General features: G+C 36.1%; 29 protein-coding genes and 2 pseudogenes. All 31 read right to left on the bottom strand.

Going from position 1 to position 23,560, the window contains the following annotated elements; genetic code table 11:
- Nucleotides 1-123: 123 nt before the first annotated feature.
- Nucleotides 124-1,008 carry an IS3 family transposase gene (locus tag IP023_RS13835; protein WP_241790989.1) on the bottom strand — a complete coding sequence of 295 codons (885 nt, stop codon included), beginning with the start codon at nucleotides 1,006-1,008 and terminating at the stop codon, nucleotides 124-126.
- On the bottom strand, nucleotides 1,005-1,286 hold the full coding sequence (locus IP023_RS13830) for a transposase (protein WP_241790988.1): 282 nt from the start codon (nucleotides 1,284-1,286) through the stop codon (nucleotides 1,005-1,007). Before IP023_RS13830 ends, IP023_RS13835 begins: the two co-directional genes overlap by 4 nt.
- A gap of 342 nt (nucleotides 1,287-1,628) precedes the next feature.
- Nucleotides 1,629-2,027: a hypothetical protein gene (locus tag IP023_RS13825; RefSeq protein WP_241790987.1), complete on the bottom strand. Its 399-nt coding sequence runs from the start codon at nucleotides 2,025-2,027 to the stop codon at nucleotides 1,629-1,631.
- A 77-nt stretch (nucleotides 2,028-2,104) separates the two neighbouring features.
- Nucleotides 2,105-2,398: a hypothetical protein gene (locus IP023_RS13820; protein WP_241790986.1), complete on the bottom strand. Its 294-nt coding sequence runs from the start codon at nucleotides 2,396-2,398 to the stop codon at nucleotides 2,105-2,107.
- A gap of 80 nt (nucleotides 2,399-2,478) precedes the next feature.
- Nucleotides 2,479-3,835: pseudogene (locus IP023_RS13815) on the bottom strand (IS3 family transposase).
- A gap of 47 nt (nucleotides 3,836-3,882) precedes the next feature.
- Nucleotides 3,883-4,425 (bottom strand): metallophosphoesterase, encoded by a 543-nt coding sequence (locus tag IP023_RS13810; protein WP_241790985.1) that lies wholly within the window; start codon nucleotides 4,423-4,425, stop codon nucleotides 3,883-3,885.
- 30 nt (nucleotides 4,426-4,455) lie between these two features.
- The gene (locus IP023_RS13805) at nucleotides 4,456-4,818 is read right to left on the bottom strand and encodes a hypothetical protein (protein ID WP_241790984.1); all 363 of its coding nucleotides are present in this window, start codon (nucleotides 4,816-4,818) and stop codon (nucleotides 4,456-4,458) included.
- A 173-nt stretch (nucleotides 4,819-4,991) separates the two neighbouring features.
- Nucleotides 4,992-5,204: a hypothetical protein gene (locus tag IP023_RS13800; RefSeq protein ID WP_241790983.1), complete on the bottom strand. Its 213-nt coding sequence runs from the start codon at nucleotides 5,202-5,204 to the stop codon at nucleotides 4,992-4,994.
- Between the two features lie 25 nt (nucleotides 5,205-5,229).
- Nucleotides 5,230-5,289 (bottom strand): annotated as a pseudogene (locus IP023_RS15975) (hypothetical protein); the annotation flags it as partial.
- A gap of 202 nt (nucleotides 5,290-5,491) precedes the next feature.
- Entirely contained in the window at nucleotides 5,492-5,716 is a 225-nt protein-coding gene (locus IP023_RS15970; protein ID WP_394801859.1) for a helix-turn-helix domain-containing protein, read from the bottom strand.
- A gap of 547 nt (nucleotides 5,717-6,263) precedes the next feature.
- Nucleotides 6,264-6,464 carry a hypothetical protein gene (locus tag IP023_RS13795; RefSeq protein ID WP_241790982.1) on the bottom strand — a complete coding sequence of 67 codons (201 nt, stop codon included), beginning with the start codon at nucleotides 6,462-6,464 and terminating at the stop codon, nucleotides 6,264-6,266.
- Between the two features lie 156 nt (nucleotides 6,465-6,620).
- Nucleotides 6,621-7,490, bottom strand: a complete 870-nt coding sequence (locus IP023_RS13790) for a hypothetical protein (protein ID WP_241790981.1) — start codon at nucleotides 7,488-7,490, stop codon at nucleotides 6,621-6,623.
- 685 nt (nucleotides 7,491-8,175) lie between these two features.
- Entirely contained in the window at nucleotides 8,176-8,985 is an 810-nt protein-coding gene (locus IP023_RS13785) for a DUF4099 domain-containing protein (protein WP_241790980.1), read from the bottom strand.
- On the bottom strand, nucleotides 8,940-9,572 hold the full coding sequence (locus IP023_RS13780) for a M23 family metallopeptidase (RefSeq protein WP_241790979.1): 633 nt from the start codon (nucleotides 9,570-9,572) through the stop codon (nucleotides 8,940-8,942). Before IP023_RS13780 ends, IP023_RS13785 begins: the two co-directional genes overlap by 46 nt.
- A 55-nt stretch (nucleotides 9,573-9,627) precedes the next feature.
- Nucleotides 9,628-11,619, bottom strand: a complete 1,992-nt coding sequence (locus IP023_RS13775) for a type IV secretory system conjugative DNA transfer family protein (protein WP_241790978.1) — start codon at nucleotides 11,617-11,619, stop codon at nucleotides 9,628-9,630.
- A 21-nt stretch (nucleotides 11,620-11,640) separates the two neighbouring features.
- A complete protein-coding gene (traN, locus tag IP023_RS13770) occupies nucleotides 11,641-12,483 on the bottom strand; it encodes a conjugative transposon protein TraN (protein WP_241790977.1) in 843 nt (280 codons plus the stop codon).
- Between the two features lie 30 nt (nucleotides 12,484-12,513).
- Complete coding sequence (locus tag IP023_RS13765; protein ID WP_241790976.1) at nucleotides 12,514-13,701, bottom strand: conjugative transposon protein TraM; 1,188 nt, start codon at nucleotides 13,699-13,701, stop codon at nucleotides 12,514-12,516.
- A 45-nt stretch (nucleotides 13,702-13,746) separates the two neighbouring features.
- A complete protein-coding gene (locus IP023_RS13760; RefSeq protein ID WP_241790975.1) occupies nucleotides 13,747-14,145 on the bottom strand; it encodes a hypothetical protein in 399 nt (132 codons plus the stop codon).
- Nucleotides 14,146-14,158: 13 nt separating this feature from the next.
- The gene (gene traK / locus IP023_RS13755) at nucleotides 14,159-14,779 is read right to left on the bottom strand and encodes a conjugative transposon protein TraK (RefSeq protein WP_241790974.1); all 621 of its coding nucleotides are present in this window, start codon (nucleotides 14,777-14,779) and stop codon (nucleotides 14,159-14,161) included.
- Nucleotides 14,780-14,796: 17 nt separating this feature from the next.
- Entirely contained in the window at nucleotides 14,797-15,942 is a 1,146-nt protein-coding gene (locus IP023_RS13750; RefSeq protein WP_241790973.1) for a plasmid transfer protein, read from the bottom strand.
- Between the two features lie 6 nt (nucleotides 15,943-15,948).
- Nucleotides 15,949-16,725, bottom strand: a complete 777-nt coding sequence (locus IP023_RS13745) for a hypothetical protein (RefSeq protein WP_241790972.1) — start codon at nucleotides 16,723-16,725, stop codon at nucleotides 15,949-15,951.
- Nucleotides 16,726-16,728: 3 nt separating this feature from the next.
- Nucleotides 16,729-17,409, bottom strand: a complete 681-nt coding sequence (locus IP023_RS13740) for a hypothetical protein (protein WP_241790971.1) — start codon at nucleotides 17,407-17,409, stop codon at nucleotides 16,729-16,731.
- Nucleotides 17,410-17,411: 2 nt separating this feature from the next.
- The gene (locus IP023_RS13735; RefSeq protein ID WP_241790970.1) at nucleotides 17,412-18,062 is read right to left on the bottom strand and encodes a hypothetical protein; all 651 of its coding nucleotides are present in this window, start codon (nucleotides 18,060-18,062) and stop codon (nucleotides 17,412-17,414) included.
- The gene (locus IP023_RS13730; RefSeq protein ID WP_241790969.1) at nucleotides 18,059-18,724 is read right to left on the bottom strand and encodes a hypothetical protein; all 666 of its coding nucleotides are present in this window, start codon (nucleotides 18,722-18,724) and stop codon (nucleotides 18,059-18,061) included. Before IP023_RS13730 ends, IP023_RS13735 begins: the two co-directional genes overlap by 4 nt.
- 30 nt (nucleotides 18,725-18,754) lie before the next feature.
- Nucleotides 18,755-21,223 (bottom strand): TraG family conjugative transposon ATPase, encoded by a 2,469-nt coding sequence (locus IP023_RS13725; RefSeq protein WP_241790968.1) that lies wholly within the window; start codon nucleotides 21,221-21,223, stop codon nucleotides 18,755-18,757.
- On the bottom strand, nucleotides 21,204-21,503 hold the full coding sequence (locus tag IP023_RS13720) for a DUF4133 domain-containing protein (protein WP_241790967.1): 300 nt from the start codon (nucleotides 21,501-21,503) through the stop codon (nucleotides 21,204-21,206). Before IP023_RS13720 ends, IP023_RS13725 begins: the two co-directional genes overlap by 20 nt.
- Complete coding sequence (locus IP023_RS13715; protein WP_241790966.1) at nucleotides 21,503-21,817, bottom strand: DUF4134 domain-containing protein; 315 nt, start codon at nucleotides 21,815-21,817, stop codon at nucleotides 21,503-21,505. The genes IP023_RS13720 and IP023_RS13715 overlap by 1 nt, the downstream gene beginning before the upstream one ends.
- A gap of 32 nt (nucleotides 21,818-21,849) precedes the next feature.
- On the bottom strand, nucleotides 21,850-22,170 hold the full coding sequence (locus IP023_RS13710; protein ID WP_241790965.1) for a DUF4134 family protein: 321 nt from the start codon (nucleotides 22,168-22,170) through the stop codon (nucleotides 21,850-21,852).
- Nucleotides 22,170-22,538: a hypothetical protein gene (locus IP023_RS13705; RefSeq protein WP_241790964.1), complete on the bottom strand. Its 369-nt coding sequence runs from the start codon at nucleotides 22,536-22,538 to the stop codon at nucleotides 22,170-22,172. Before IP023_RS13705 ends, IP023_RS13710 begins: the two co-directional genes overlap by 1 nt.
- The gene (locus tag IP023_RS13700; RefSeq protein ID WP_241790963.1) at nucleotides 22,535-22,906 is read right to left on the bottom strand and encodes a hypothetical protein; all 372 of its coding nucleotides are present in this window, start codon (nucleotides 22,904-22,906) and stop codon (nucleotides 22,535-22,537) included. The genes IP023_RS13705 and IP023_RS13700 overlap by 4 nt, the downstream gene beginning before the upstream one ends.
- Nucleotides 22,900-23,538, bottom strand: coding sequence for a ParA family protein (locus IP023_RS13695; protein ID WP_241790962.1), 639 nt, complete (start codon nucleotides 23,536-23,538; stop codon nucleotides 22,900-22,902). The genes IP023_RS13700 and IP023_RS13695 overlap by 7 nt, the downstream gene beginning before the upstream one ends.
- Between the last annotated feature and the right edge of the window lie 22 nt (nucleotides 23,539-23,560).

Genomic DNA, 23,560 nt, shown 5'->3' with positions numbered 1-23,560 from the left:
GCAGAAACGTATAAGTAAGATTGACTCTACTAAAGATAAAATCAGAAAATAAACTTATATTAAAAGTTTCTTCCTTTTGAAACCCTTTCAAAATTGGAATTGCAACTTAAAAGTGGAGACTTTTTATGCCACCAATAAACTAGTTAATTTATAAAATTCTTCCATTTCATTTGGTGTTTTATTACCTAATCCAGAATGGATTCTTTTTTGATGGTAAAATCCTTCGATGTATCTAAAGATTTCTAATCTCGCAGCTTCCCTGTTTGCAAATTTTCTGTGATAAACTAATTCACATTTTAGTGTTTTGAAGAAGCTTTCCGCGACTGCGTTATCCCAACAATTACCTTTCCTGCTCATACTTTGGATAATTTCATTTTTACCTAATAAAGACTTAAACTCGTTGCATGCATACTGAGCACCTCTATCTGAGTGGAAAATCAGACCCTGTTTTACATTCCTTTGTGCAATAGCCATTTTAAGTGCTTTTATAGTTGTATGCTCTGCCGTCATGTCATTACTGAACGACCAACCTATGATTTTTCTATCGGCAAGGTCGATAACAGTAGTAAGATACAGCCATCCTGATCCAGTCTTGATATAGGTAATATCACCAACCCATTTTTGCGATAAGCCATCTGTGGAGAAATTTCTTCCAAGGAGATTCTCAGCAAATTGAAAACTGTGTTTGGAATCTGTCGTTATCTTAAATTTCTTCCGAATCTTGCTTCTTAGATTCAATTTTCTCATCAATCTGGCGACATAAGAACGTGATATTTTATGATTTTTCTTATTCAGTTCTAAAGTAATTCGAGGACTACCATATATTTGGTCACTGTCCTGGTGCGCTTGTTTTACCAGCATAGATAATTCCTCTGTTCTCTTATCTCTGTTACTTTTTGGTCTAGAAATCCATTTGTAAAACGAGCTACTGCTTGTATTTATAATCTTGCACATCTTTTCAACTGCGTATAGGTTCATATGCGATTTTATGAACTCATATTTTCTCAGTCGCCCTTGGAAAAGATGGCTACCGCCTTTTTTAAGATTACGTTTTCTAATTCTGCTTCCTTTAAACGCTTTTTTAATTCCCTAATCTCTTGTTCCTCTGGAGTTAATTTATCATTCTTTGGTAATAGCGTACCTCCATTATACCTAGGGTCTACACGCCATTTACTTAATCTACTTGCATCTAGATCCAGCTCTTTTGCTGCTTCCAAAACCGAGCCCTTTAGATAGGACAACTCTACTGCCATTTTTTTAAATGACTCATCAAATACTCTTGCCATGTCTTAACAAATTTAATTCTATTTTATTTTAAATCTGTCTCCACTCAAAGGTAGTAACTCCAGTGCCATCGATCGAGGCCGCAAAGAAGATTGCCGATGCGCTCGAGGTATCCCTTGACTATCTCGTGGGCGCATCCTCGCAGACCGCTTTCGACAAGCGCACACTGGACCGTATCCAAGAACTCGAACAACTCGAAGAGAATAAGAAACAGACGCTTTACGACCTCATAGACACCTATATCAGGGATGCGAAGGCTCGCAGGGCGTATAGTTTATAAAAGACACAGCCCAATCCGATTAAAGATTGGGCTATCTTGCTCATTTATTACCTATATTACAGCATCAAATGACCAAACAAAGATAAAAGGAAAGCATAACAAAAAGCATTGATCCAGCCGTCAACCAGCTATATTTACGCTTTTCCTTCTTTGACCACTTCTCATACTTATCAAAGTATTCTATATATTTATCCTGCCTGAAAACAAACATATAACATATTGCACCCGCTCCAACAGCACAACTAACTATAAGCAACGTTGATATCGCCACTTGAAGCATCATCAAAACAGAAAAAAAGAAGAGGCTCAAGCCGCCCCATAGAAAGCCACCGGCCCACACTATACCAAGACCAAACCGCTTATCTCCCCATGCCTTATTAATTTCCTGATGGATATCAATCCCTAACTCCTCGTATCGCCTCTTCTGGAAAGGCAATTTATGTATAAGATTAACAGGATTCATTCTCTCAGTAAACAAATGCACGCTATAAAAAGCTCTGTAAAAACAAAAGTGTATAATATTAAAATATGTCTCCAAAACTACCTCCTATGATAATAATCAACTGACTGCTCTCCTGCAGTGCCACCCATATAGCCTCCAGCTATACTTCCAATAAAACCACCAATCAATGCCCCCGGAACAGCACCGACACCACCAAACCAGACACCAATAGCGGCACCAGCAGATGCTCCAATTTTGGCACCAGCTACCCCTCCAACCAATCCTCCAACGCTGCCTGCTGCTGCTTTTTGAGCATTATAACCGAATTGCCCTCCATCCATCTGATATCCTCTATATGTCTCAACACCTCCAACAAGTACAGAAGCAGCCACAGTTCCTCTACCCGCCCATTTATGTACGTTGTCAAAGTAAATTGGACACTTAGGTCTATCTCCTTAAGTAGAGCTTTCTTTTATAAATTTATTAATTTTTGTTGATTATACAATTGCCTTCTCTGGGTAATTGAATTAATTTTTATTTGTTCTCTTTTTCTTAGCATTTGATCTGTTCTACCGAAGTAAACATCTGCTGGTGTTAAGTTTTGTAATGCTTCATGATAGCGTTTTTGATTATAATTATTCACAAACTCGTTTAAAGCTTCCTTGAGCTGCTCTGGATGATAAAAATGATTGAGTTTGACTACATTTTTCATCGTTCTATGATACCTTTCAATTTTGCCCTGCGTCTGGGGATGCATCGGTCTTCCATGTACCTGTTTCATCTTCAAATCATCTTTAAGATAGCTTTTTAGTTCATTGGATACGTAACAAGGACCATTGTCCGATAATAGTTTCGGCTTTGCCTTTACTTCAATTTTGCTTTAGCAATTGCTGTATCTACCGTTCTTTTAACATCTTCAGCTTTCATGGAGTCGCACAATTCCCAATGAATGATATAGCGACTAAAATCGTCCAAAACTGTACTTAAATAGTACCATCCCCAACCAATAATCTTGAAATAAGTGAAGTCCGTCTGCCACATTTGATGAACAAATGTCGTTTTATCCTTGAACTCATTGGCTGCTGAAATAAGAAAATGATTGGGAGCGGGAATCAAATCTCTTTGTTTCAATATTCTATAAACACTCGATTCAGAGATAAATATACCTTGCTCATCGGTTATTTTATAAGCTAATTCTCTAGAAGATAGCTCTGTATGTTCCAGTGCAATCTCAACAACCAGATCTTTTTGCTCTTCAGGGATACTGTTCCATTGTCTATGAGAACTTCTTTTTGCTACTTTCAACCCATCATAGCCACTTTTAAGATAGTTTTGATACCATTTGTAAAAGGTACTTCGGGCAATCCCAAAACTATCCAAAGTACCTTTTACGCCGATTTCACTCCGCTTGACCGTTTGTATGATCTCGTATTTCTCACCTGCTGATAATCGCATATATTTCCTGTATTTATCGATTAATCCAGCATGTCTATACTTTTTTTTACAATATCGTAGCGAAGAACCAAATCTGCTACAATTTCTTTCAGACGAGCATTTTCTTTCTTCAAATCTGAAACCTCATCGCTGGTTGCCTCTCGAGTAATATCGCCTGAAAGACGTTTTTTACCTGCCTCCATAAACTCTTTGTTCCAGGAATAAAATTGAGACTGTGCAATGTTGTGTTTGCGGCAGAGTTCGGCTACTGAAATCTCTGCTCGAAGACCTTCCATGACGATTAAAATCTTTTGCTCGGAGGTGAAAATCCTACGGGTGTGCTTGCGAATGTCTTTCACAAATTTTTCTGTGCTCTTTTTCTTTGGAGTTTCCATAATTAAATCTAATGTTTTTAATCAAAACCCTCCTTAAGATTATTAAACTAACTGTCCACTTTTTGCTGACGATTTACATGATGAGTTACGACGATATTTTTAGGCTTATCAGATAACATCAAACTCATATCTAGCCAATGACGCGAAACTTGATGAATCTTATACGTATCAATCGTACGCAATTTAGAATAGGAAGGATCACGCTTTATCATTTTATAATCGTTCATCACAGACTGACAAATAATACCATATTCAATAGGATCACCAAAAATCGAAAAATCTGTCCATAGCGTACAGCCATGAAAACGAATATCGTCAATATCTATAAATGAATCTTCTAAAACATGAACATTAGTGTTTGCTGCTAGGCTCTTTAGTTTATTTAACACCTTTGGATAAGCGCTTTTATAGTATTCATGATTACCAAGAACATAAATCACTGGTTTATCTTTAATTCGCGAGTGTATCCAATGCAATCCTTTTATCCCTAAGTTTACATCTCCAGCAAATACAACAACATCGACATTATCAAAGGATAATTCCGAATAACCAAATTCTTGATGTAAATCACTGATAACTTGAATTTTCATTATCACAATTTTAAGACAGAAAAAAGAAAATCAATCTTTTCTTTTCATAACATATACAATACCAGAAGTCCCTCCTGAGCCATTGTAGTTACTTGTAAGATCTAAGGTATTTACTAATTCATATCCCAAATCAGACATATAATTTAGAATAGAAGCATAGGATTTTTTATTAGACAAAATATCAGAAAGCTTTTCTCCGTCCTCAATTTGCTTTTCTGTATCCCCTAGATCGACTTTAACCTTTAGCTTTTTTGATAAAAACTTTCCTTCTACACGAATATATGCGTAAGAAACTTGCTCAAAATTAATGATGTTCGAATTTTTTAAATTTCCTACCGATATCGTATTTAAACAACAAATTTCTATAAAAACTAAAATTAGAATTCTTCTCATAATATTCTATTTTAAGTATAATTAATCATAAAAATATAGGTTTTAATCTTCACTGCAATATTTATCAAATGAAATAGTATAAACTATAAATAAATTTAACTAAAAACTTGACAGGTACCATAGCTAGTCTTTGCTCTTAACCCACAAACTCATTCATTTATCCGGTACTATATTTAAATTAACGGATTAAAATCATTAAAGATACGATCTAAAACCTTTTCTGGAACATTGTATTCCTTCGCTTTATCAATCCAATAAGAGATTCCATCATTAGTTTTTTCTATAAACGATTTTGCTCCTTTTATTGTATACCTGTCGGCTACTACCTTTAGGTATTTCTTTGGCTGGATGATATTCCAGCGCTCCCATCCCCCTAGCAGCGACATAAGCTAATTGCTCAAGTACGGTAACATCTTTTAAATCCCAACTATTTGCTTCAAGCCACTCCCTGAAAATAATATTACCGAACATATCTGGCAAAGAATCGGCAATAAACGGAGGTAAGGATCTAAATGTTTCTCCTTTAAATTTTTTAAACACCTGCACTTTGTCAATTGGTCGAATAATATCTTTAATTGGAAAAATATTCTTTAAGTCAGGTCTTTTTTAATATTCTGGATTATACTGGAAATATGAAATATCACTATCTTGATCATAGCTAACCGTTCCAACTTCAACATCGAAAACACTTACCTTTATAATTGAATTTTTTGCCATATTTAATAGAATGATTGAATTTCTTTAAACTCCAATTGTTGTTCAGTAATAAATTTTGAAAATGAATCCAATAAATCAAAATATTGAAATTTTTACCACTTTCAACTTTTTGAATAGTCAATCGACTTAAATTAAGATCAGTAGCAAGTTCGCTCTGCGTTATACCCTTCGAATTTCTCATCGATTTAACAAACTCACCAAGCTGTTGCCTAATGTCACTTGGTTTTTGGATATTTAAAAAAAAATCTTCCATAAAGCATATTATAATATGCTTTTTTAGAGGGTAGTATAATAAGGTTACAGTTTAGAATAGAAAAGCAAGGAATTCTTGATTTATATCATCTCATATTTTTATTGAATACAATAATTGATCCTAACTCTTTTATACCATCAAACTATACTATTGCATATGGTAAAGAAAGATATAAACAATAGAAAAATGATATGTCTATTTTTAGGAAGGAACAACAACTAGGAATGCTGAAGAATAAAATTCTGCAGATTTGAAGGATGGAATTTTACGTAGATTTATGCCACAGAACTAAATACATATTTAATGCATGAAATATCAGTCATAAACCTATATTTCAACCATTAATGAATGAAATATAACACAATAAATTATTAATCTCTATGGGCCACATCTTAAAACACTCATAATAGGCTATAGTTTTTAAACGTCATACAGAGGAGTTTTTCACCTCACTAATAATCAGTTAAAATTATTATTAAAGTATTTCCTCTATAGTGAAATCTACTAACAAACCATCTATCAATAAAGTGACTATACTCTTGATATCAGGTTTCTCTATACTGTTTACAGAAAAACGTTTACCGTTCAAATGGTAGTAAGGTGAGGAAGGTTCAAGATTGAGTGTTGCCATACCAGATCCTCTGATACGGTCTATCCGTTGGTATATTTTTCTCATATGAAGGGTTTAGAAGTAATGATATATTAATAAAGTTGTTTAATCCCCATTGCTGAGGATTAAACTAATGGCTAAAGTATCACACAAGGAGTTATGTCATCCTTATGAAACCTTTTACTTTAAAATTTGGTGGTGTATTTTCGATAGAAAAGAAGTCTATCTAGATCTTTTCTTTGATTGTGGTTGCTCAGGACTCTGCTGCCAAGGCGAAGACTCTTGATGCTGTCCAGTTTTCTTCATATTGGATGAATCTTCAACTTGACTAGTATTAGATTGTTCCTTTACTGTTCTTTCAGCAAAAATAGTTTCATCACGAACCTCCATCCTATTTTTATCGTAAATATCAATGGTTTTCATTTGTGGGTTTGCGGTAATAGATACTGGTATAGCTTTTTTACCAATCATTATCTCTGCTTGCAAATAATTACCACTTTTCAATGTTGCTATAGCTTGTTGCATCTTTTCATGATTATCCAATCCCTTAATTGGATATTTACCCAAAGCGTCAGTCAGATCATAACCGTATTCTGGACGAAAAGTACGAAGTGGATGATTACCATAAGCATCTGTAACGTCAAGGTTTAGTTTAAACCACATATTGATTTTTTCAGGTTGTCTACCTCCTTCTTGATTTTCGTCTTTATTCCGCAAGAAAACCTCTTTCTCTACCGCTAGTCCCGACAAAAGCTTATGTGCTTGTATTGCCGTGACACGATGATCTCTTGCAAGATCAAAGTTCTGTGAGACAACAGCGGAGGTATTTGCTTTACTTAAGATTACATCATAATTGTTTAAAAAATAAACATCACTGTCTTTTGAGCGGTTAAAGTTAATGTTAAATGCAAGGTGATCTGTTCGAGCATTATTAGGATCTGTTGCCTCCAAAGGTCTACGCTGACTGCTTATACCTAGACTAAATGAGGGCATTTCTCGTCTAATAGCACTTTCCAATACATCATTAAGCTTTGAGCCAAAACCTAGTCCATCTAGTGTTTTTTTCAAGTATTCAAAATTGTTCTCATTCATTTTATTTAGTTTTTGGGGTTAAAAAATATATTAAAAGGTTTATAAAAACGTGGTAATGTGTATCACTAAAGAGAAGTGATAAGAAAGAAATAGTTAGACGATAATTGGATTTTCACCTTAGACTATTTGCATTATAGAACTGCTTAGCTAGCAATTCACTAAATGAGATAGCTCCCTTGGGTTTTATTGTTCTGAGTTTATAACGAAATCCAGTTAGAGACCGAAAGTGATGCAGGGAAAACAACTGTTCCGAAACAGAGAAAACACGAGCATTATAGATAAAAACTATCTTGTCATTTTGGATTTTGAAGCTTAAATTCTTACCTAAGAAACTCAGCAGAACCTTACAGTCCAAGACTTTTCCTAATAAGTTATTATCAAAAACTGTAATTGTGGATGCATTCGGAAATTGCTTTTTAAAACTCTGAATAGAATTACTACAAGGATTAAAGCCAATAGCAGTGAAGATATTACTTCCTGGATTTTTCAAAAGATGCTGATGAAACTGACAAAAGCATAAAATATCCCAAGTACTATAAAAAAGGAAATGTTGCCTTACCATAGCTGGCTCTATTAATCCCAATGTAGCTACATAAGAAGAAGAATTAATTAAGTTAAAGTTGATCCATTGTGCAAAATAGTTTTTAACACGAGAATCAATATATTGGATTTCCAAATCACCAACCTATCGAGACTGCTGTTTCCCTAAATGTCTTTCTTGCTGTTTATATACTTCGTCTTTAGCATCCGCTGCTAAAGATGGATAGAGAACAGGTTTATTGTGCTCACGTTGCTGCATATCTTGAAGAGCACGTTGATAGCCCTCCGTATAAGGATCCTTTTGCTGAGACTTACTGCCAAATAAATTTCTAAGACTACGAAGTAGCATATACGAAATACCTCCATCCAGTATCAGCGAATACATCAATGCTTCCCTGTTAGAAGTAACACCGCTACGACTACTTGCTCGACGTTGTAGTCGTGTACCATCTGCAAGCTCCACAAACGAACCATTTATATATTGCTCTTTCTGCAGGTCGGTAAGTTTTTCACCATTAATCATTGTAGGAACGCTAATTTTTTTAGGATCTGCAGCAATGAACTCTTTAGTTTCTGGATCATACTCTATAATCCAAGATTTACGCTTACCATTTCCTTCTTGGTATGTTTTCAATACATGTGTTAATTTGCCCTGCTCAAGCTCTTCAGCCTCAGACTCTAGCAAAAGTGGATGCTTTTTAACGTCACGATATATGGGATGAAGCTGTAGCGAAACCTCACCAGTGGTGTTTCTCTCCAAAGATAATTTCGCTTCCATCTTTTTAATATGTATACCATCTCCGTTTAAATCATGCAAAGTAATCAAATCAGTACGACGTCCTGATAGTAATGCATCCATGTCAAACTGTGATAGCATCGGTTTACCATTATTAAGCAATCCTAGCTTGCTTAGCTCTTCAACAGGAATGTCCTGCTGATTAAATAATCTATCCATAAAAGACTGTTATATTGTGTTGTATAGTTAATTAGTGATTGTAGAAAATGCCATGGGTTTATATATACTCCGTTGAACATTACCCCGAAATGTAAGTGTTCTCCTGTTACTCGTCCTGTGCTGCCTGTAATTCCTATGGGATAACCACTCGATACACCTTGACTCACTTTAACCAAAATAATGGAAAGATGTCCGTATATACTCTCTACAGCGCCATGATCAACACGTACATAATTACCTAAGTTCTTATGGTATCCAGTATGCGTAACCTTTCCATCGAGGATATTTCGCACAACCTTATCTTTAGCAATAAGATCGACACCTTGATGAAAATCATACTTTCCCGTAATGGGATGCTTACGCCATCCAAACCCAGAACTTACTTTCGCATCGGTTAAAGGCATAAAAGGCAAATGATTAATACTTTTAGTAGTTACATCTTCATTTTCTAGAGCTACTGAAGCAGTATTCTTAACGTTATGCATGGAATCAGCTTGATAATCCTCAATGCCTTTAACCTGACCAAGCATGGCATTAGCATTAAAAATCAATAACATACATAGTGTGATTTGAATTGACATCCTCATAAGTTATGTTTAGAGGTTTAAACTATTTTCAACAAGTATGGAGCTTCATAAATAGTTAAGCTGTGCTCTTTGGCTTTAGCCCCGAAACGATCCCCAAAACTTCATTATTTATTCTATAAAAATTTTCCAATAGGACTTCCTCTTGTTTACCCCTAAAATCATAAAATATGGGTAACTCTTTATAAGAATTCTCCTCAGTTTTTATAGCTTTCATATCTAAGTTAATACGACAATTAATAGCCGATGTTTCGTATTGACCAGTATACTTTTGAACTGCATCAGAGGCAAGTATTCCCACCATTTCACCTGATTTTAAGGCAGCTATCTTGCCCGCTGGGATCAATGGCTCTAATCTTTCGCTGATTGATAAAGAGGTTTTTGTTCGATCAATAGATATGCTTTCATTAATCTGTTTGACTTTTCCAAAAATACGCTCAAGCCATTCTAGCGTTTCTTTATTTCTGACTGATCCAGAAAGCACATTTCCTACAACTGAAGCAATCGTGGTTGCTGTTTCTTTACCATATTGCTGCTGGAATTGAGGTAATTCCTGCAACCCCAACAAAACGGCCGTTAAATTTGAGCGTGCTTGTGCAATTAGATTCTCTATCTTATGTGCATAGAGCGTAGGGGCTTCATCGATTATCAAACCAACAGGTTTATTTCCCCTAGAGTTGACAAGCCTGGTGATACGATTTAATATAACCGAATAACAGGCTGAATTTATACTCTGTGTATTGGGGTCATTTGCCAGTATAAGTATAGAAGGACTAGCCGGATTACTGATCTTTAAATCAAAATCTTCACCTGAAAACACCCAGAATGTTTCCTTTGTTGCTAACCTGCTGATAAATATTTTTAGTGTTCCAACCTGCCCTTCGAGTTGATCAAATGCTTTAGCTTTATAAGCTGTCATAAAGGGAGAGAGTAATGATTCAAGCTCTTTATTACTAAATAATACAGTAAAAATTTCTTCATAGGATCTATTTAGAAATGCCAATACATGTGGAAAGCTAGAGTACTTTCCTCCTTCATATCGACTAAAAAAATAGATACAAGATGCCAAAAAATTAATTGCTGATTGGGTAAAGAATTGATCACTTCCTCCCCCCTTATCTCCTTTTTTCATAGCCTCAACCAGTGCCTCTGCTGTTTCAGAAGCATCTGCTAGTGTACGTAGATATTCAGCCTTCCATGGATTAATTCTTCTGCTCTTCTGAGGTTCTGTTAAATTGACCACATGAAAGCCATAATTTTTGCATTTACCTTGCTGCTTAGCTAATAGATAATGATAATAAGCAACTTTACCCAAATCTGGATACTTAAAATCATAAATACATAAGGTGAATTCCAAACTCACAAATTGCCTGATTACAGGCATAACTACTCCAAAACTCTTCCCACTTCCAGGAGTACCAACTAGCAAAGTACCTCTAAACACATTTTCAAGCACGATATATCCTTTACGAACACGATTCTTGTAATAAAATAGCATTGGTATATTTACCGCATATGCTGTTTTTTTAGGCGTGAGGGCTTGCATAAACGACTCTCCTTCAACATTCCATTTATCTTTCCCGAGCTTGGAGCTTATTATCTTAGAAATATTGTCCATAGCTATATGAATGAACAGTACCCCAAATAGGCTACATAAGATATACGCGATATCATACCAGGTCGTAAAAGGAATGAATTCAACTCCAGGTTTATCATAAAACCACAAGCTAAAACCAAGTAAAATAAAACCTAAGGCCAGTGGGTATACAATTGAGTTTTTAGGATTAAGATCTTTTTGCTTACGACTCAATGTTCCTATAGCTACTAAGCAGATTAATAAAAATGTAAATAACTTAGCGTAAACTGGAAAATGGTAAATTATCATTTTGGCCATACGTCCTAGAAAAACCCCTAAGCCATACCGTTCAGCAAATTGTGCATGCAGGAGTTTTTCTGCATACACAAACATTAATATATCAAGTCCAACCGAGAGATAAATAGCAAACTGCAGAAAGCGATGCATGGATTGCTGTTCTTTGCTTTCTTCCATAATATTTTCTTCCTATTATTTTCAAAATGTATCAGCTTTGAGTATATCCTTATATTTCACTTGAAGAGTTAATGTTCTTCCTGAGATCTGTTTTTCAGAAAGCTCAATATGCAATATTTTATTATCTGGAAAGGTAGTTTTCTTTAAGACGTATATATTCCTAAACTGCTTTTTAAAGGTATTATGGGGATAGAGTTGCCAAATTGGTTTAATCTCTATAGACTGTACATTTGTTGCTTTAATAATCTTTTTATCTTCAATTTTAAAGCGTAATTCATCAATATCATAGCTTAGGTTTGTGTTATTATAAAAGCTAATATCGAGTAAAACAAGATCTCCTATGGTATAAATGCCTCCAAGTTGAGCATGCATCCCATAATTACTCGATTTTCGTATAGGTGCTGGTTTTCGTTTGGAAAGCAACGCTAGGGCATGACGATGAAGCTCTGCTGTTGTTACCTCAGTACCCAAAGCTATGGGCTTAGTATGTTGAGGTAGAATTTCATAACTTGCTATAGTTCTTTTACTTAAACCGTTATCAATAAAGCTTAAGTTATATTGTGCAATAAAGCTTTCTCCGACCACTGTCACGAGTCCTAAATCAGTTGGAGAAAAGCTTTCTGTAAAAGATGAATCCCCTGTAAATTTTAATCTCAAAATCCTAGGCTCGGGCAGGTCGCCTATGACCTGATGTGTTGCAATATCTACATAACGTATCGGTTCTGGTGATATGATATGCAGAGAGCTTTTACTATCCACAAGAATTGTAGGCAGTTCATGGCGATAGATAGCTCCATTTTCTTGAGCGCTAAGATTTATCGTTCCTAGAATCAAGATCGATAAAATCATAAATATTACTTTCATAGCTATAGCTTTATAGTTTAAGAATGTGTTTTAATAGTTCTTTTGATCTGCACGTAATTGCTCAGGATCAATAAGATAAACCAAAGTATTATATTTGATTTTGGCTTTATTTTGTCGTATCATTTTGTTAATAGCAGAAGTCGTTGATTGAAACATTTTTTGAACCATACTCATAACCAGTTGACTATTATTTTCGGCTGCTTGCTGCAATGTCATTCCTTGACTAGCATTACTCCCTAGCTCTTTACTAAATTCACGAAAGGCAGATGCGGGCACATACAATCCAGGTAGTCCATCATGATCGTATACAGCCAACTTAACAGGAAGAATTTGCTGTCCTTTCATTATAGAGCTTACTGAAAGATTAACACGTTGTCCAGTAAAACCAATAATTTCAGCATATATATAAGTACCCTTTTTAACTAAGAATTTTCCAGCTAGCATATCATCTAGCAGACGTATACGAAGGCGTGAACCTGCATACCCTTTAATATCCTGATCTACAATTGCTGTTATAAATGATTCCACTATTTCTGGTTTTACTGTATTAAATACAGCATCAATTGTTTTAGTTTTACGTACATTCAGTCGAGGCAACTGCTCTTGTTCTATACGTTGTTCCTTTGCTATACGTTTTTGCTGATCCTCCTTATATTCAGGATCATTTGCTTTACCCATACTATCAATTAGTTCCATTTGCTGTCGAAAAAGTTCAATCGCATCTGGTTGTTTTGTTTGATAAGCTGTTGTTCTTGGCTGATGTAATGAATTCATCTCACTAATTGCTCGCTGCAATGCTTCTTCATGAGGGTCATTTCTAAGGGGTGGTGATTTAGCAATAGCATCAGGAAAAGTAGTTGATCTGTTTGCATATTGACCTTTCATTGCGCGATTGATGGAATCAAGCATCTGGCGTTCTTGCTGATTATACAAAGTGTTTGGACTTTCATTAAGCAACTGCTCTTCCTGTATATGGCCAATTGCTGTATATCCATCAGCTTGTTTATACTGATTTCTGTAGGCATCGAGTTTATCGGATAGTGAGCGGTTCCGAACTTGCTCAGAAACATCTGCTAGCTCAGTCTGCAAAGAATCCTTACCTGCTTGCGGATCTTCTTGTTTTCCAAAACTTTGCTTATATACATAAAAAAAGATACACAAAAAAGGAAGAAGAATTAGTGGTATGACATACCGAGGTTTATTGAAATTTACATTCATCTAATTAAAATTTAGTGCTGTTGATAGAATGAAACTAACTTGACTTTAAGGAGTTGATTCATCCTGATTCGAATGGATAAGAGAGCGTTGAATGTATTCATAGCGTTTCAAGGCATCACTCAAGCGAATACTATCTATATCTGACAAGGTATCCTTTTCAATTATTAATGCTATACGCTGCTGTAATTCTTCTAGCTCTACCATCGTACCATAGGATGTGATAACATCTGCTGTTGTTTTGATAATTCCCTCTGTAGCTAAACCTGGAAAGGTAGGAAGCTTCGTGGATTCTTGAACGCGCATGCCCGTAAAAGCAAGTACTGCTGATAGCAGCATACAAAGAAACATGGCGACAAAGAAATAAAAAGGGTAACGATCAATCACTTTACGGCACATCAGTTTGAGCTGTACAATACGCTCAGCTATACTCACTTTTTTTATCATTCGAAATTGGTTTTTAGAAAGTGTTTTTCTGTGCATGTTGGATATCTTTATTTTCGATGGTTTTCCATCTGGTGATCAATACAGCGTGTGGATTATTATCTGATCGTATTTCAAGATCGGACAAATAACCTTCGGTGATCAATGAACGGGTAATCATCGAGCTTCTTCGATCTATTTTTTGAGTCCCATAATATTTGAAATAACGCCTAGGTATATCAATATGTATACTGTCCGTACGAATTGTTAAAACAGCACTAGAAGATAGTATGGAATTAAAATAGCCCTTTTCTTTAAGGTTATTATACTGTAATGCACCACTTTCATCAATAAGATACATTGCCTGTTTCATTTGGTATTCCATAAATCGATCATCGGGTGTTAGTGAAAAAAACAAAGAATGAAAACGTCCAACATGAGATCGATATTCAGCTTCCCTGTTGATCTGTACATCAGTTTGTCTGGCCAACATAGGAATGTTAGCATCATCCATGATATATATACTTTTGCGTGCATCAAGCACCTGTTTATAGGCGAAAAAGGAGACACTAATTACTATAATTACAGCAGTAATCAAGCTTCCTAGGGATAGTAATGTAGCTAGTTTTATCTTGGCCTCTATATTCTTAATTATCATCTGTTATATCTTTATGGTTAAAATCCCTTACTAAGCACTTTTCCCATCATACGTGATAGGCCACCCGATCCTCTACCCATAGTAGACGCTGCTGATGAAATCCCCGAAGTAGAAATAATCCATGTAGAAATACTAGGAACCGTAAGCATAGTTAAAGCTCCTATCACAAATGTTCCGATAACCATCCCAAATGACAAAACACCGTTAGATGCAAATACGGTTAATTTTTCAATACTAGCTTCTGTTGTATCGACTAACTGTTGATAGCGTGATATCTCAGCCTCCATTGCATAATGCTGAAATAATGAGGCAACATACATTACCAAATACGCAATACCAGAATATAGATTTACCGATATAAATCGAGCTACCCAAGTACTAAAAGAGTCCTTAAAGGCAGGCAATATACTGGCAGCAACAGAAAATGGTCCGAGTATAATTAAGATCGTTGAATAAATAATCTGAACTATAAAAATGATATACACACAGATTCGCAATAACCATATAGCTAGTGTTTCCAGCAAAGAAGTTATTAATAGTTGCCAACCTACTTTAAGTCGATTGCTCATTTCTACTATAGGCTTCCATACTTGAGAAAAACCTTCTTTTACCGATGATCGAACTGACTCCCAAGATTTTTCATACCAGGTATCAGCTTCTATTCTCGCTGTTTCCGTCTCAGCTTCAATACTTAAAAGTTGATCAGAAATATCTACCATCAGCTTGGCTCTTTGTAGTCTGAGGTTATTAACTTCAGTTTGACTCTCATTAAACATGACTTCAGTTTTTAGTGAAACAAGATCCGTTGGGTAGGCTACGACTTTAGTAAAAGTAGGCCACCAAAGAATTACCATCACAAGACCAAAGGGACGTAATAAAGGCATTATTTCGAGCTGTTTATCTCCAGCAATCATCTCATAGGTTTTTATGGCAAAGAATATCAGCATAAAAATGGCACTAAGTGCTTGCGCATCGGCAATAAATGCATCATAATGTGTCCATACTGTATTTTTCATTTGACGTAAAAAGTACATCATGACATCATCGTAAACCCCATTTCCTTGAAGAAAATTGAATGTATCTTTAAATGATTGCGGAACATCCACGGGCTCAGCATTCTGCATTAGATAAAGAATTGGTTTTATAAAGGATAAGTCCATCATAATCATTTAAAGTTTAGTTTTACTTAATATTTCCTCTGCGATCTGTCGATCGCTCTTAGCAGCTGGATTTAAACTAAACCGTTCAGAAATTTTCACATTTTCATTTACCTCGCTAAGCTGGAGATACAGCTCTGCTCTTTGTTTTTTCGTTTCCCAAGCTGCGTGAAGTTTCCTGAATTCTTGGAGTATATTATGGTAAGTCAAAATACGAGATCCTCTTTCCATATTTGTTGACCTTGCTGAATTAAGGCGTTGTGTTAGTACATTGATCTCCTCCGTATACCACGCTATTAAGCCATTTACGGAAAGGTAGTTTTGTACTTTAGGTGAAGCTTCTAACAATGGATTAATTGGATGAGTTAACAATCGTAGCTCATTTTGATAATAGAGTTGCCAGAGCGGATCAATAGCAGAAAGTGTAGGCGTATAACTCGCTATTTCGCTGAGTGCTAAATTTCGAATAGAATCGGTCTGCAGCTTATAAGCATCCGCTGTATTTTTCATCGCTGCAACCAGAAGCAAGCGTTGGGTCTGAGGACCTGAAGCACTTAGTGGTCTAAGATCCGTTTTGGGATAATTAGGATGCCATGCCCAAGTCAGCCAATAGTTAGGATTAAGACCTAAAAAGCCCTTGGTAGGAGTAAATTTTCTCCGGTCCCATTGTTTATATACCATACGCTCTTGTTGGTTGACAATATGTTGATCGGTCTGATACTTGACAATCTGTGCATAACTTCCTTGCAGCGAGCATATCGCTAAGATAATTGAGAGAATTAATTTCATAAGCTAGTTTTTTAATTGGTTAATCTTAAATAATAAGTCTTCAACCATGCGTTTATCCTTGTTTATAAATTGATTATATGGATTTAAAATACGGATTACTCCTGCTGCCTTTGCCCAGTACATAGATCTATGCATGCTATATGCTAGGGAACGCATTACTTGAAGTTCCAGAACAATCTTACGCAGTAATTGATCTCTTTTACTGTAATCCATCAGTACGTTCTCCCCTTGCTTTAACACAAAATTAGACACTTCAGCCACAAGATTAATTCCTCTATTTTTCAATTGATGAGCTACTTGTTCGGCAAAAAGCAATAAATGAGGACTATCTTTTACCGTATGTAACATCAGATTACATTCAGCAATTATTTCAGTACTAATACGGCCTATTTGTTGGACTGTAAGTCCTGTTCGTAATGCTTGATCAACCTCTGTGAGTGAACGGTGAATGATATCCTGAACTAAAACTAGGGAACTGATGTTTAAACTAATATCACTAAGCCTGTTATTGATCTGTCCAAGGTAACTGTTGTTTGTTTGCTCCGCTCCATAGCGTACTGCAGCATTTTGATTTACTATAGCTAGATGTTTGCTATCGAACACAACAGTTACAAATCCCTGTCCTTGGGTCGATTTAACAAGCAAAAGCATTAGCAATAGCAGGAAAGAGTGCTGACTTTTCATGCTCAAAATTGTTTGATTTTAGAAAGTATACTTTCCATAAGATATCTGTCTCTATTTACGAATTCTGAAAAAGGGCTAGAAGAGGTGAACATCTTCTTTCGCTTACTATAAGATATATTTGCTAGTAGTCCTCTTGAAGTGGCTGCCATACCTCGAAGTTCAACCAGAACATGCTCAAATAAGAACTTACGATCACTGGGTTTCATGCGATTGATATCACCTATAGTTATTGCTAAAGCATAGAGGTATTGACTAAGCCGGTATGCTTTGTCTGTCAAATCCACCTGTGCGTGATAAGCCATTGGCAGAAGTAATGGATCTTGTCCAAATAATCTGACAATAGAAGATTGATGTTCTACAATTTCACGAATTATTGGTTCTGCTTGTAGGCCAATTTGCGTTGCATTGATAGCTAAACCTATGGTATGAAACCTATTTTGAAGTGTTCGGTACTTAACTTTAAGATCAGTCATTTTTGAACGGTTTAAATCCTCATTAGCATTGGTTATAACCTGCCGACTACGCGCTAGTTTTTGGCGATCATTTTCATCTTTACTATGGCTTACAAGCTGATGAAGCAATTGTACATTTAGTTGTGCATTTGTTTTAGACATCCATAGCATGAATGATAATAGTAGTATTAACACTCTCATTGCTTTAAATATTTAGCGTTACGAATAATATCATCGGCAAGACGTTTATCAATATTCACAAAACCAGCATAAGGGTTTAATGAATTCCATAATCCACGTTGTTTTGCCCAATACATGGAGCGGTACATGCCATATGAAACACCACGAAGAATTGTCATTTCAGTCACAATTCTATTTAATAATTTAGCACGCTCACCAGCATCCATTAAGTTATCTCTTGCGCTACGAGTGACAAAGGACGTCACTTCGAGTGCTAAATTTGATGCCCGAGCTTTGAATTCCCTTGCTCCTTGCTCTGCGAATAGTAATAATGCAGGATTACCCCCTGCCAAAACCATTGCACGATTAGTGTATTGAATGATATCTGAACTGATCTCGGTAATATCTTTTACAGCTAGTAAATTTCGCACAACAGAGGATACCTCACTTAAACCTTTATAGATTTTATCTTGCAAATCATTAACAATAACGAGTTGTCCTGTCACGGCAAGCTGGCCTCGCTGAATAAGAGTGAGTTTATCGTTTGTGCTATTGAGCTGACTATTTATTACTGCGGCATTAGCCGATGTGGCCGCCGCCACTGTAGGGTCAATATAAATTTGCGCTTTTAACTGCAAACAACAAGCTAAAAGGCAAACTACAAAAGTTGTCTTTAATAACATAAACTAGGGATAATTGATAAATTGAAATGATTAAGAGAAGGATTGATTGACCTTAGACACAAATGTGCCAAGCTCTAAATTAGAGGTCTTAAAATCGCTAACAAAAGCATGTAGACCACTCCGATAATTACCATACTTATGAACGTAACTTTCTACAGCCATTTTTTCAGGCTTCTCTGTGGTATAACAGAGATATTGAAAAATAGATACTTCTACGCCATATACCTCACCTATTGCCCCTCTACGAATATACACCTCTTTAAACCGACCTCTATTGTCTTTATTTTCCAGTTGATTTATAGTAAAAATCTTACGTTTTTCGGTTTCGGTAATCGAAAGAAGTTTCGCAATAGCATCATAGTTCTCTCGAAACTTACTTTGATCCAAAAGACAAATTGTGTCCGAATTAGCTAGTATTGAGTCTTTGACAATCGGATTTCCCAATATATCTCCAAGCTCTTGCGTTACAACGATTACTTCTCCCCAGAACTTTCTTACTGTTTTATATAGGTAGAGCAAGTACGAAGCCATCAATGGTGAAGCAATAGCTTTCCAAGCTTCTTCCACTATTAATGCCTTACGCCTATCTTTTCGATGCCGCATCTTTTGCAAGAATACATCCATTATAATGAGGGTAACGATGGGAAACAATACTTTATTTTCCTTTAGATTATCTATTTCAAAGACGATAAACTTTTCAGAAAATAGCGAAGAATCGACAGATTCATTAAGTACTGTACCGAACTCTTGGCCTGAATGAAATTTTTTAAGTACATAGCGATATTCATCCAAATCAAAGCTAATTGATTCTTGCTCTGTAATCTCTCGAATTCGATCAACTGAATAGGCATAAAAAGAATCAAAGTCAAGCTTAATAGGCTGCTTGGGGTTATTATTATTGGAATCTAGCCAAAAATGATCGTAGTAATAGGAAGATAATACATTAGAAAGCACCGTATCTTCAATTTGTGTAAGCTGTCCATCTGCACCCTTCCAAAGTAAAGCTAGTAGTGTTTTTAAAAACTCCTTTTTCTCTAAATTGAATTCCTTTTTGGATATCGCAAATGGATTCATGGAAATTGGTTTTTTCTCGCTGTAGGTTATATACTTCCCAGAGTAGTAACTACATAAGCCAGAATAACTATCTCCAGTATCCACAATAACTACATCCATATTGTACTTACAGTACTGCTCAAGGAGTGCATTCATGAAAAATGACTTTCCAGAGCCAGATGGTCCAAGGATAAATTTTGATCGATTGTTTATCCTTCCAGTACGCATTGGCAAATCGGCAGGATCTATTCCAATAGGAATCCCTTGTCGGTCGGTAAATTGAATTAGGAAATCAGATTTTTCATCTCTCTGCATCGACTCTTTAAAAAGAAGACAAATCGCAGCATCTGAAGTCGTCAAAAACCAATCATACTTTTTTAGCTCAACTGCATTACCTGGCAATGCGGTACGAAAGAGCTCCAATTGGTTGTAAGCGTTTCTGGAGGGAATAATTCCTTGCTGAAAAAGGGAGGCTTCAATAAAGTTTGCCGCTTTACCAATTTTATTATGATCTGCACATACTAAAACATTGAAATGAGCATGGATTAGCAATTGGTTTTCCCGAGCTACATCGACAAGCAATTTATCAATATCTTCCACACAAATCAGATTTGCAGGATCAGGTACACCCGAGTGTCTTTTACGCTTGAGCTCCAGTTTATTTAATGTAGACTGCTGATCAGGTATTTCAATAAGTTGATTATAAATAATACAACGATAGTCTGGGACATTGTACAGAAAAAACAAGTTATCTACTGGAAAGTCACGAAGGTTTCTACTATCCTGTCGGTATGCGTAGGTTGATAAAGTCTCGGGAAGATCTATCGCATCGGTATTAATCAGACTAATACTTCGTAGAGATCGATTACCCAGTTTCAATTCGGTATCTCCTGTCAGGATATTATCTAATACGATATTTTGGGAAGTAAAATCCAAAGCTAACATTCTTGAAACGAAGTCCTGTATTTGCTTTTCATCTAGGCGCTCAGGCATCATGCCACTTCCTTGCATAAGATCATAAAGTTTATCCAATTGCTGTGTAAAGTCAATCAAAGCTTTAGGATCATGTACATAAAAAGCATTTTTTTTCACTTGCTTAGTGATTGTCAAGTAGGTAGTAATTTGGGTATATTCACGGTCTTTAAAATGTTCATTATACTTTTGTTGCAAAAATTCATTTGCATTTTCTGTATGATAATGCAACCTCGAGAAGACGTCTTGCTTTTGTATAATATACCCCGGCCCTAATATCTTAATCATATTAAGTAAAAGGTTGTGATAAGCATTATAGGGTTCAGGATCTGCGGCAAATTGTGTAACGGGATTACGCAATTTGAATATTGCCGAAATATCACCACGAACACCATAAAGTAGTGCCTCGCCTTGAAAGTGATCAATACCGACGTAAGGCATTTGAAATGTCGCTTTAGGAGATGTATTCTGCATAATTTTTCTTGAGATTTACGGCGTGAATAAATATGCCTTTGTTTTTCGTTTTGCTGTGGAGACCAGCTTTCTGCTTGTGGAGCGTATAGCCTAGGCCAGTCGCTATACTGATAATGGTAATAGGCCCTCCGAGATACATACTAGTTAGCGCTCCAATAAGACCTCCTGCGACAAGACCTGTTATAAGCGAGCCAATACCCCAAGCAATAAACTTACCTTTGAATCCCCGATATACGAGGGGCTTCTGTAGCCCCTTGTATATAGAAAATTTGCGTAACATTAAACGCCAAAGAAAGCTTTAATAACCACAGATACCAACACTAAAAACAGACAAGAACCTCCCCAGCCCATTAATTCTTTATTGATATCCTGATCTCCGGAGTTCCATTTGATGTACACGCGTACACCTCCAATAATACCGACTACTGCACCAATTGCCAAGGTCAGTGTAGAAACGGGGTCTACATAACTGGTTAGCGAAGAAGTCGCCGCGTTAATACCTGTTGTCCCCCCTCCTGTTTGCGCTATTAAAGAATTAGCGATCAAAAGCATAGCCACAGCGGAGCCAAACAACTTTTTAGATGTTTCTGTCATTAGATAAAGATTAAAGAGTATATAAAATAGAATTAACTGATTCTGTAAAGTGCACGTAGGTACGCGCCAATCAGTGTAAGAAAAAGACAGGAGAAGAACCATCCCATCACCTGAGCATCAATATGATGTTGTCTACCAGATTGCCAATTGCTATAAATCCGTAGACCGCCGAGAATACCAGAAATTGCACCTATAACTAGCACGAGGTCCGAAAGAGAAAAGTACCAACGATGCATCTCTCTAGTTACTTGATAAAAATCATTTATTCCAGGTTGCGCTCTAGATAAATATGGTAAAATGAGCAGTAAGCTAATACAAGTCTTCTTACGTATTACTTGAGTTAGATGTCCCATCAATAACTTAATGCCTCTGTATATTGAATCAACTTATTTTTGGCTAGACCAAATAATTCTTGCATGCGGACACCTCCAGTTGAATGTATGGGATTTAGGGATGCTTGCTGCTGCCAATCCTTAGTTGCTGGCAATTCTACAGCAGTAAGATTATCTACTAGCTGATCGGACAATTCATCGAATCTTTCTGAAGACAGCTCTTTGGGGAGGATAAGCTGAGGTATTATATCATCATCAAAAAATAGCATATCTTCGGAACTTCCATCTTTAGGCGGCTTACGTGCTCGAATGAAATCATAGAATAAGTTTATACCAAAATAAGTCAGGTATAACAAGGTCAGAATGAGTAGAAAATTTGTCCAGTTCATATATCGGAGTTTTTAATAATTTCTTGGATATGTTTAGGTAACCAGGGGTGCTGGTTAATATATTGGTGTAATGCAAAAACGATAAAGCGATTCATATCAATTCCTTTGGCTAGCTTCATCCTTTTTAGGAGATTAATCGTACGAGAATCTACTCTGATCATACTCTTTTCACTAGTTTCTAGCTTAAACTCTTCTATAGCTTTAAAGAATGCATCTGCTTTTTGCCGTTCAACCGACACTCCTACATTCTTTTTTACAGCAGTGGATTCTTTTTTATTGTTTTTATCTTCAGATGCTAAAGCCTCATCTTTAAGGTCTGCGCGTAGTTGATCACGAAGCTGATCGGCTAGCGTTTTAATTTCTAACATTTAAGCTCCTTTCTTTTGATGTATTTTTCATAGATAGCATCGAACAGCGGTAGAATAACAGGAAATAAGATTGCAGGGGTATGAAGTGTATCGACACGTTGAAAATCTATACGATCTGCCAATGCTAAACTAACTTCCCCAAATTCGGTAAGAACCTTATCAACATCATGACGCGTGGTATATCTTACGTTTGATTTAATCCGATTAGGAATAAAAACAATGGGTGCTTGACTATTAATATTTCGTGTAACCATGGCAAACAATAGTGTAGAGTCTACCGAAAACTCATCGTAATTGAATGGGCTTAGAATAAGGTCTCCTGAAACAATAACGGGAATAAGACCATCGTCATCCATTTTTCCGGGTAAATCGATCAATACTATTTCCTTTGGATTCTTAGTTAGCACTTTTAATAAAATTGGAAAGTGTTTTAAATCTGCCGGTATAACCTCATAAGGGGCTATATTATCTAGTACTTTTGCTTTTTCATATTTTGAAGCGACAGATTGCTGATAATCCATATCTAGCACGGTAACTTTTTGTTGATGTATTTCACTCAGATAATTCGCTAAGAGCAAGGTAACCGTACTTTTACCAGCTCCGCCTTTTTGATTTCCTATTAATATGACCATTGTAAATTCATTTTATTCGTAT

Source organism: Sphingobacterium rhinopitheci, from assembly GCF_022627575.1.
GTDB lineage: Bacteria > Bacteroidota > Bacteroidia > Sphingobacteriales > Sphingobacteriaceae > Sphingobacterium > Sphingobacterium rhinopitheci.
Note: the sequence above shows the minus strand (reverse complement) of the source record. Positions and strands in the feature narration are given on the sequence as shown.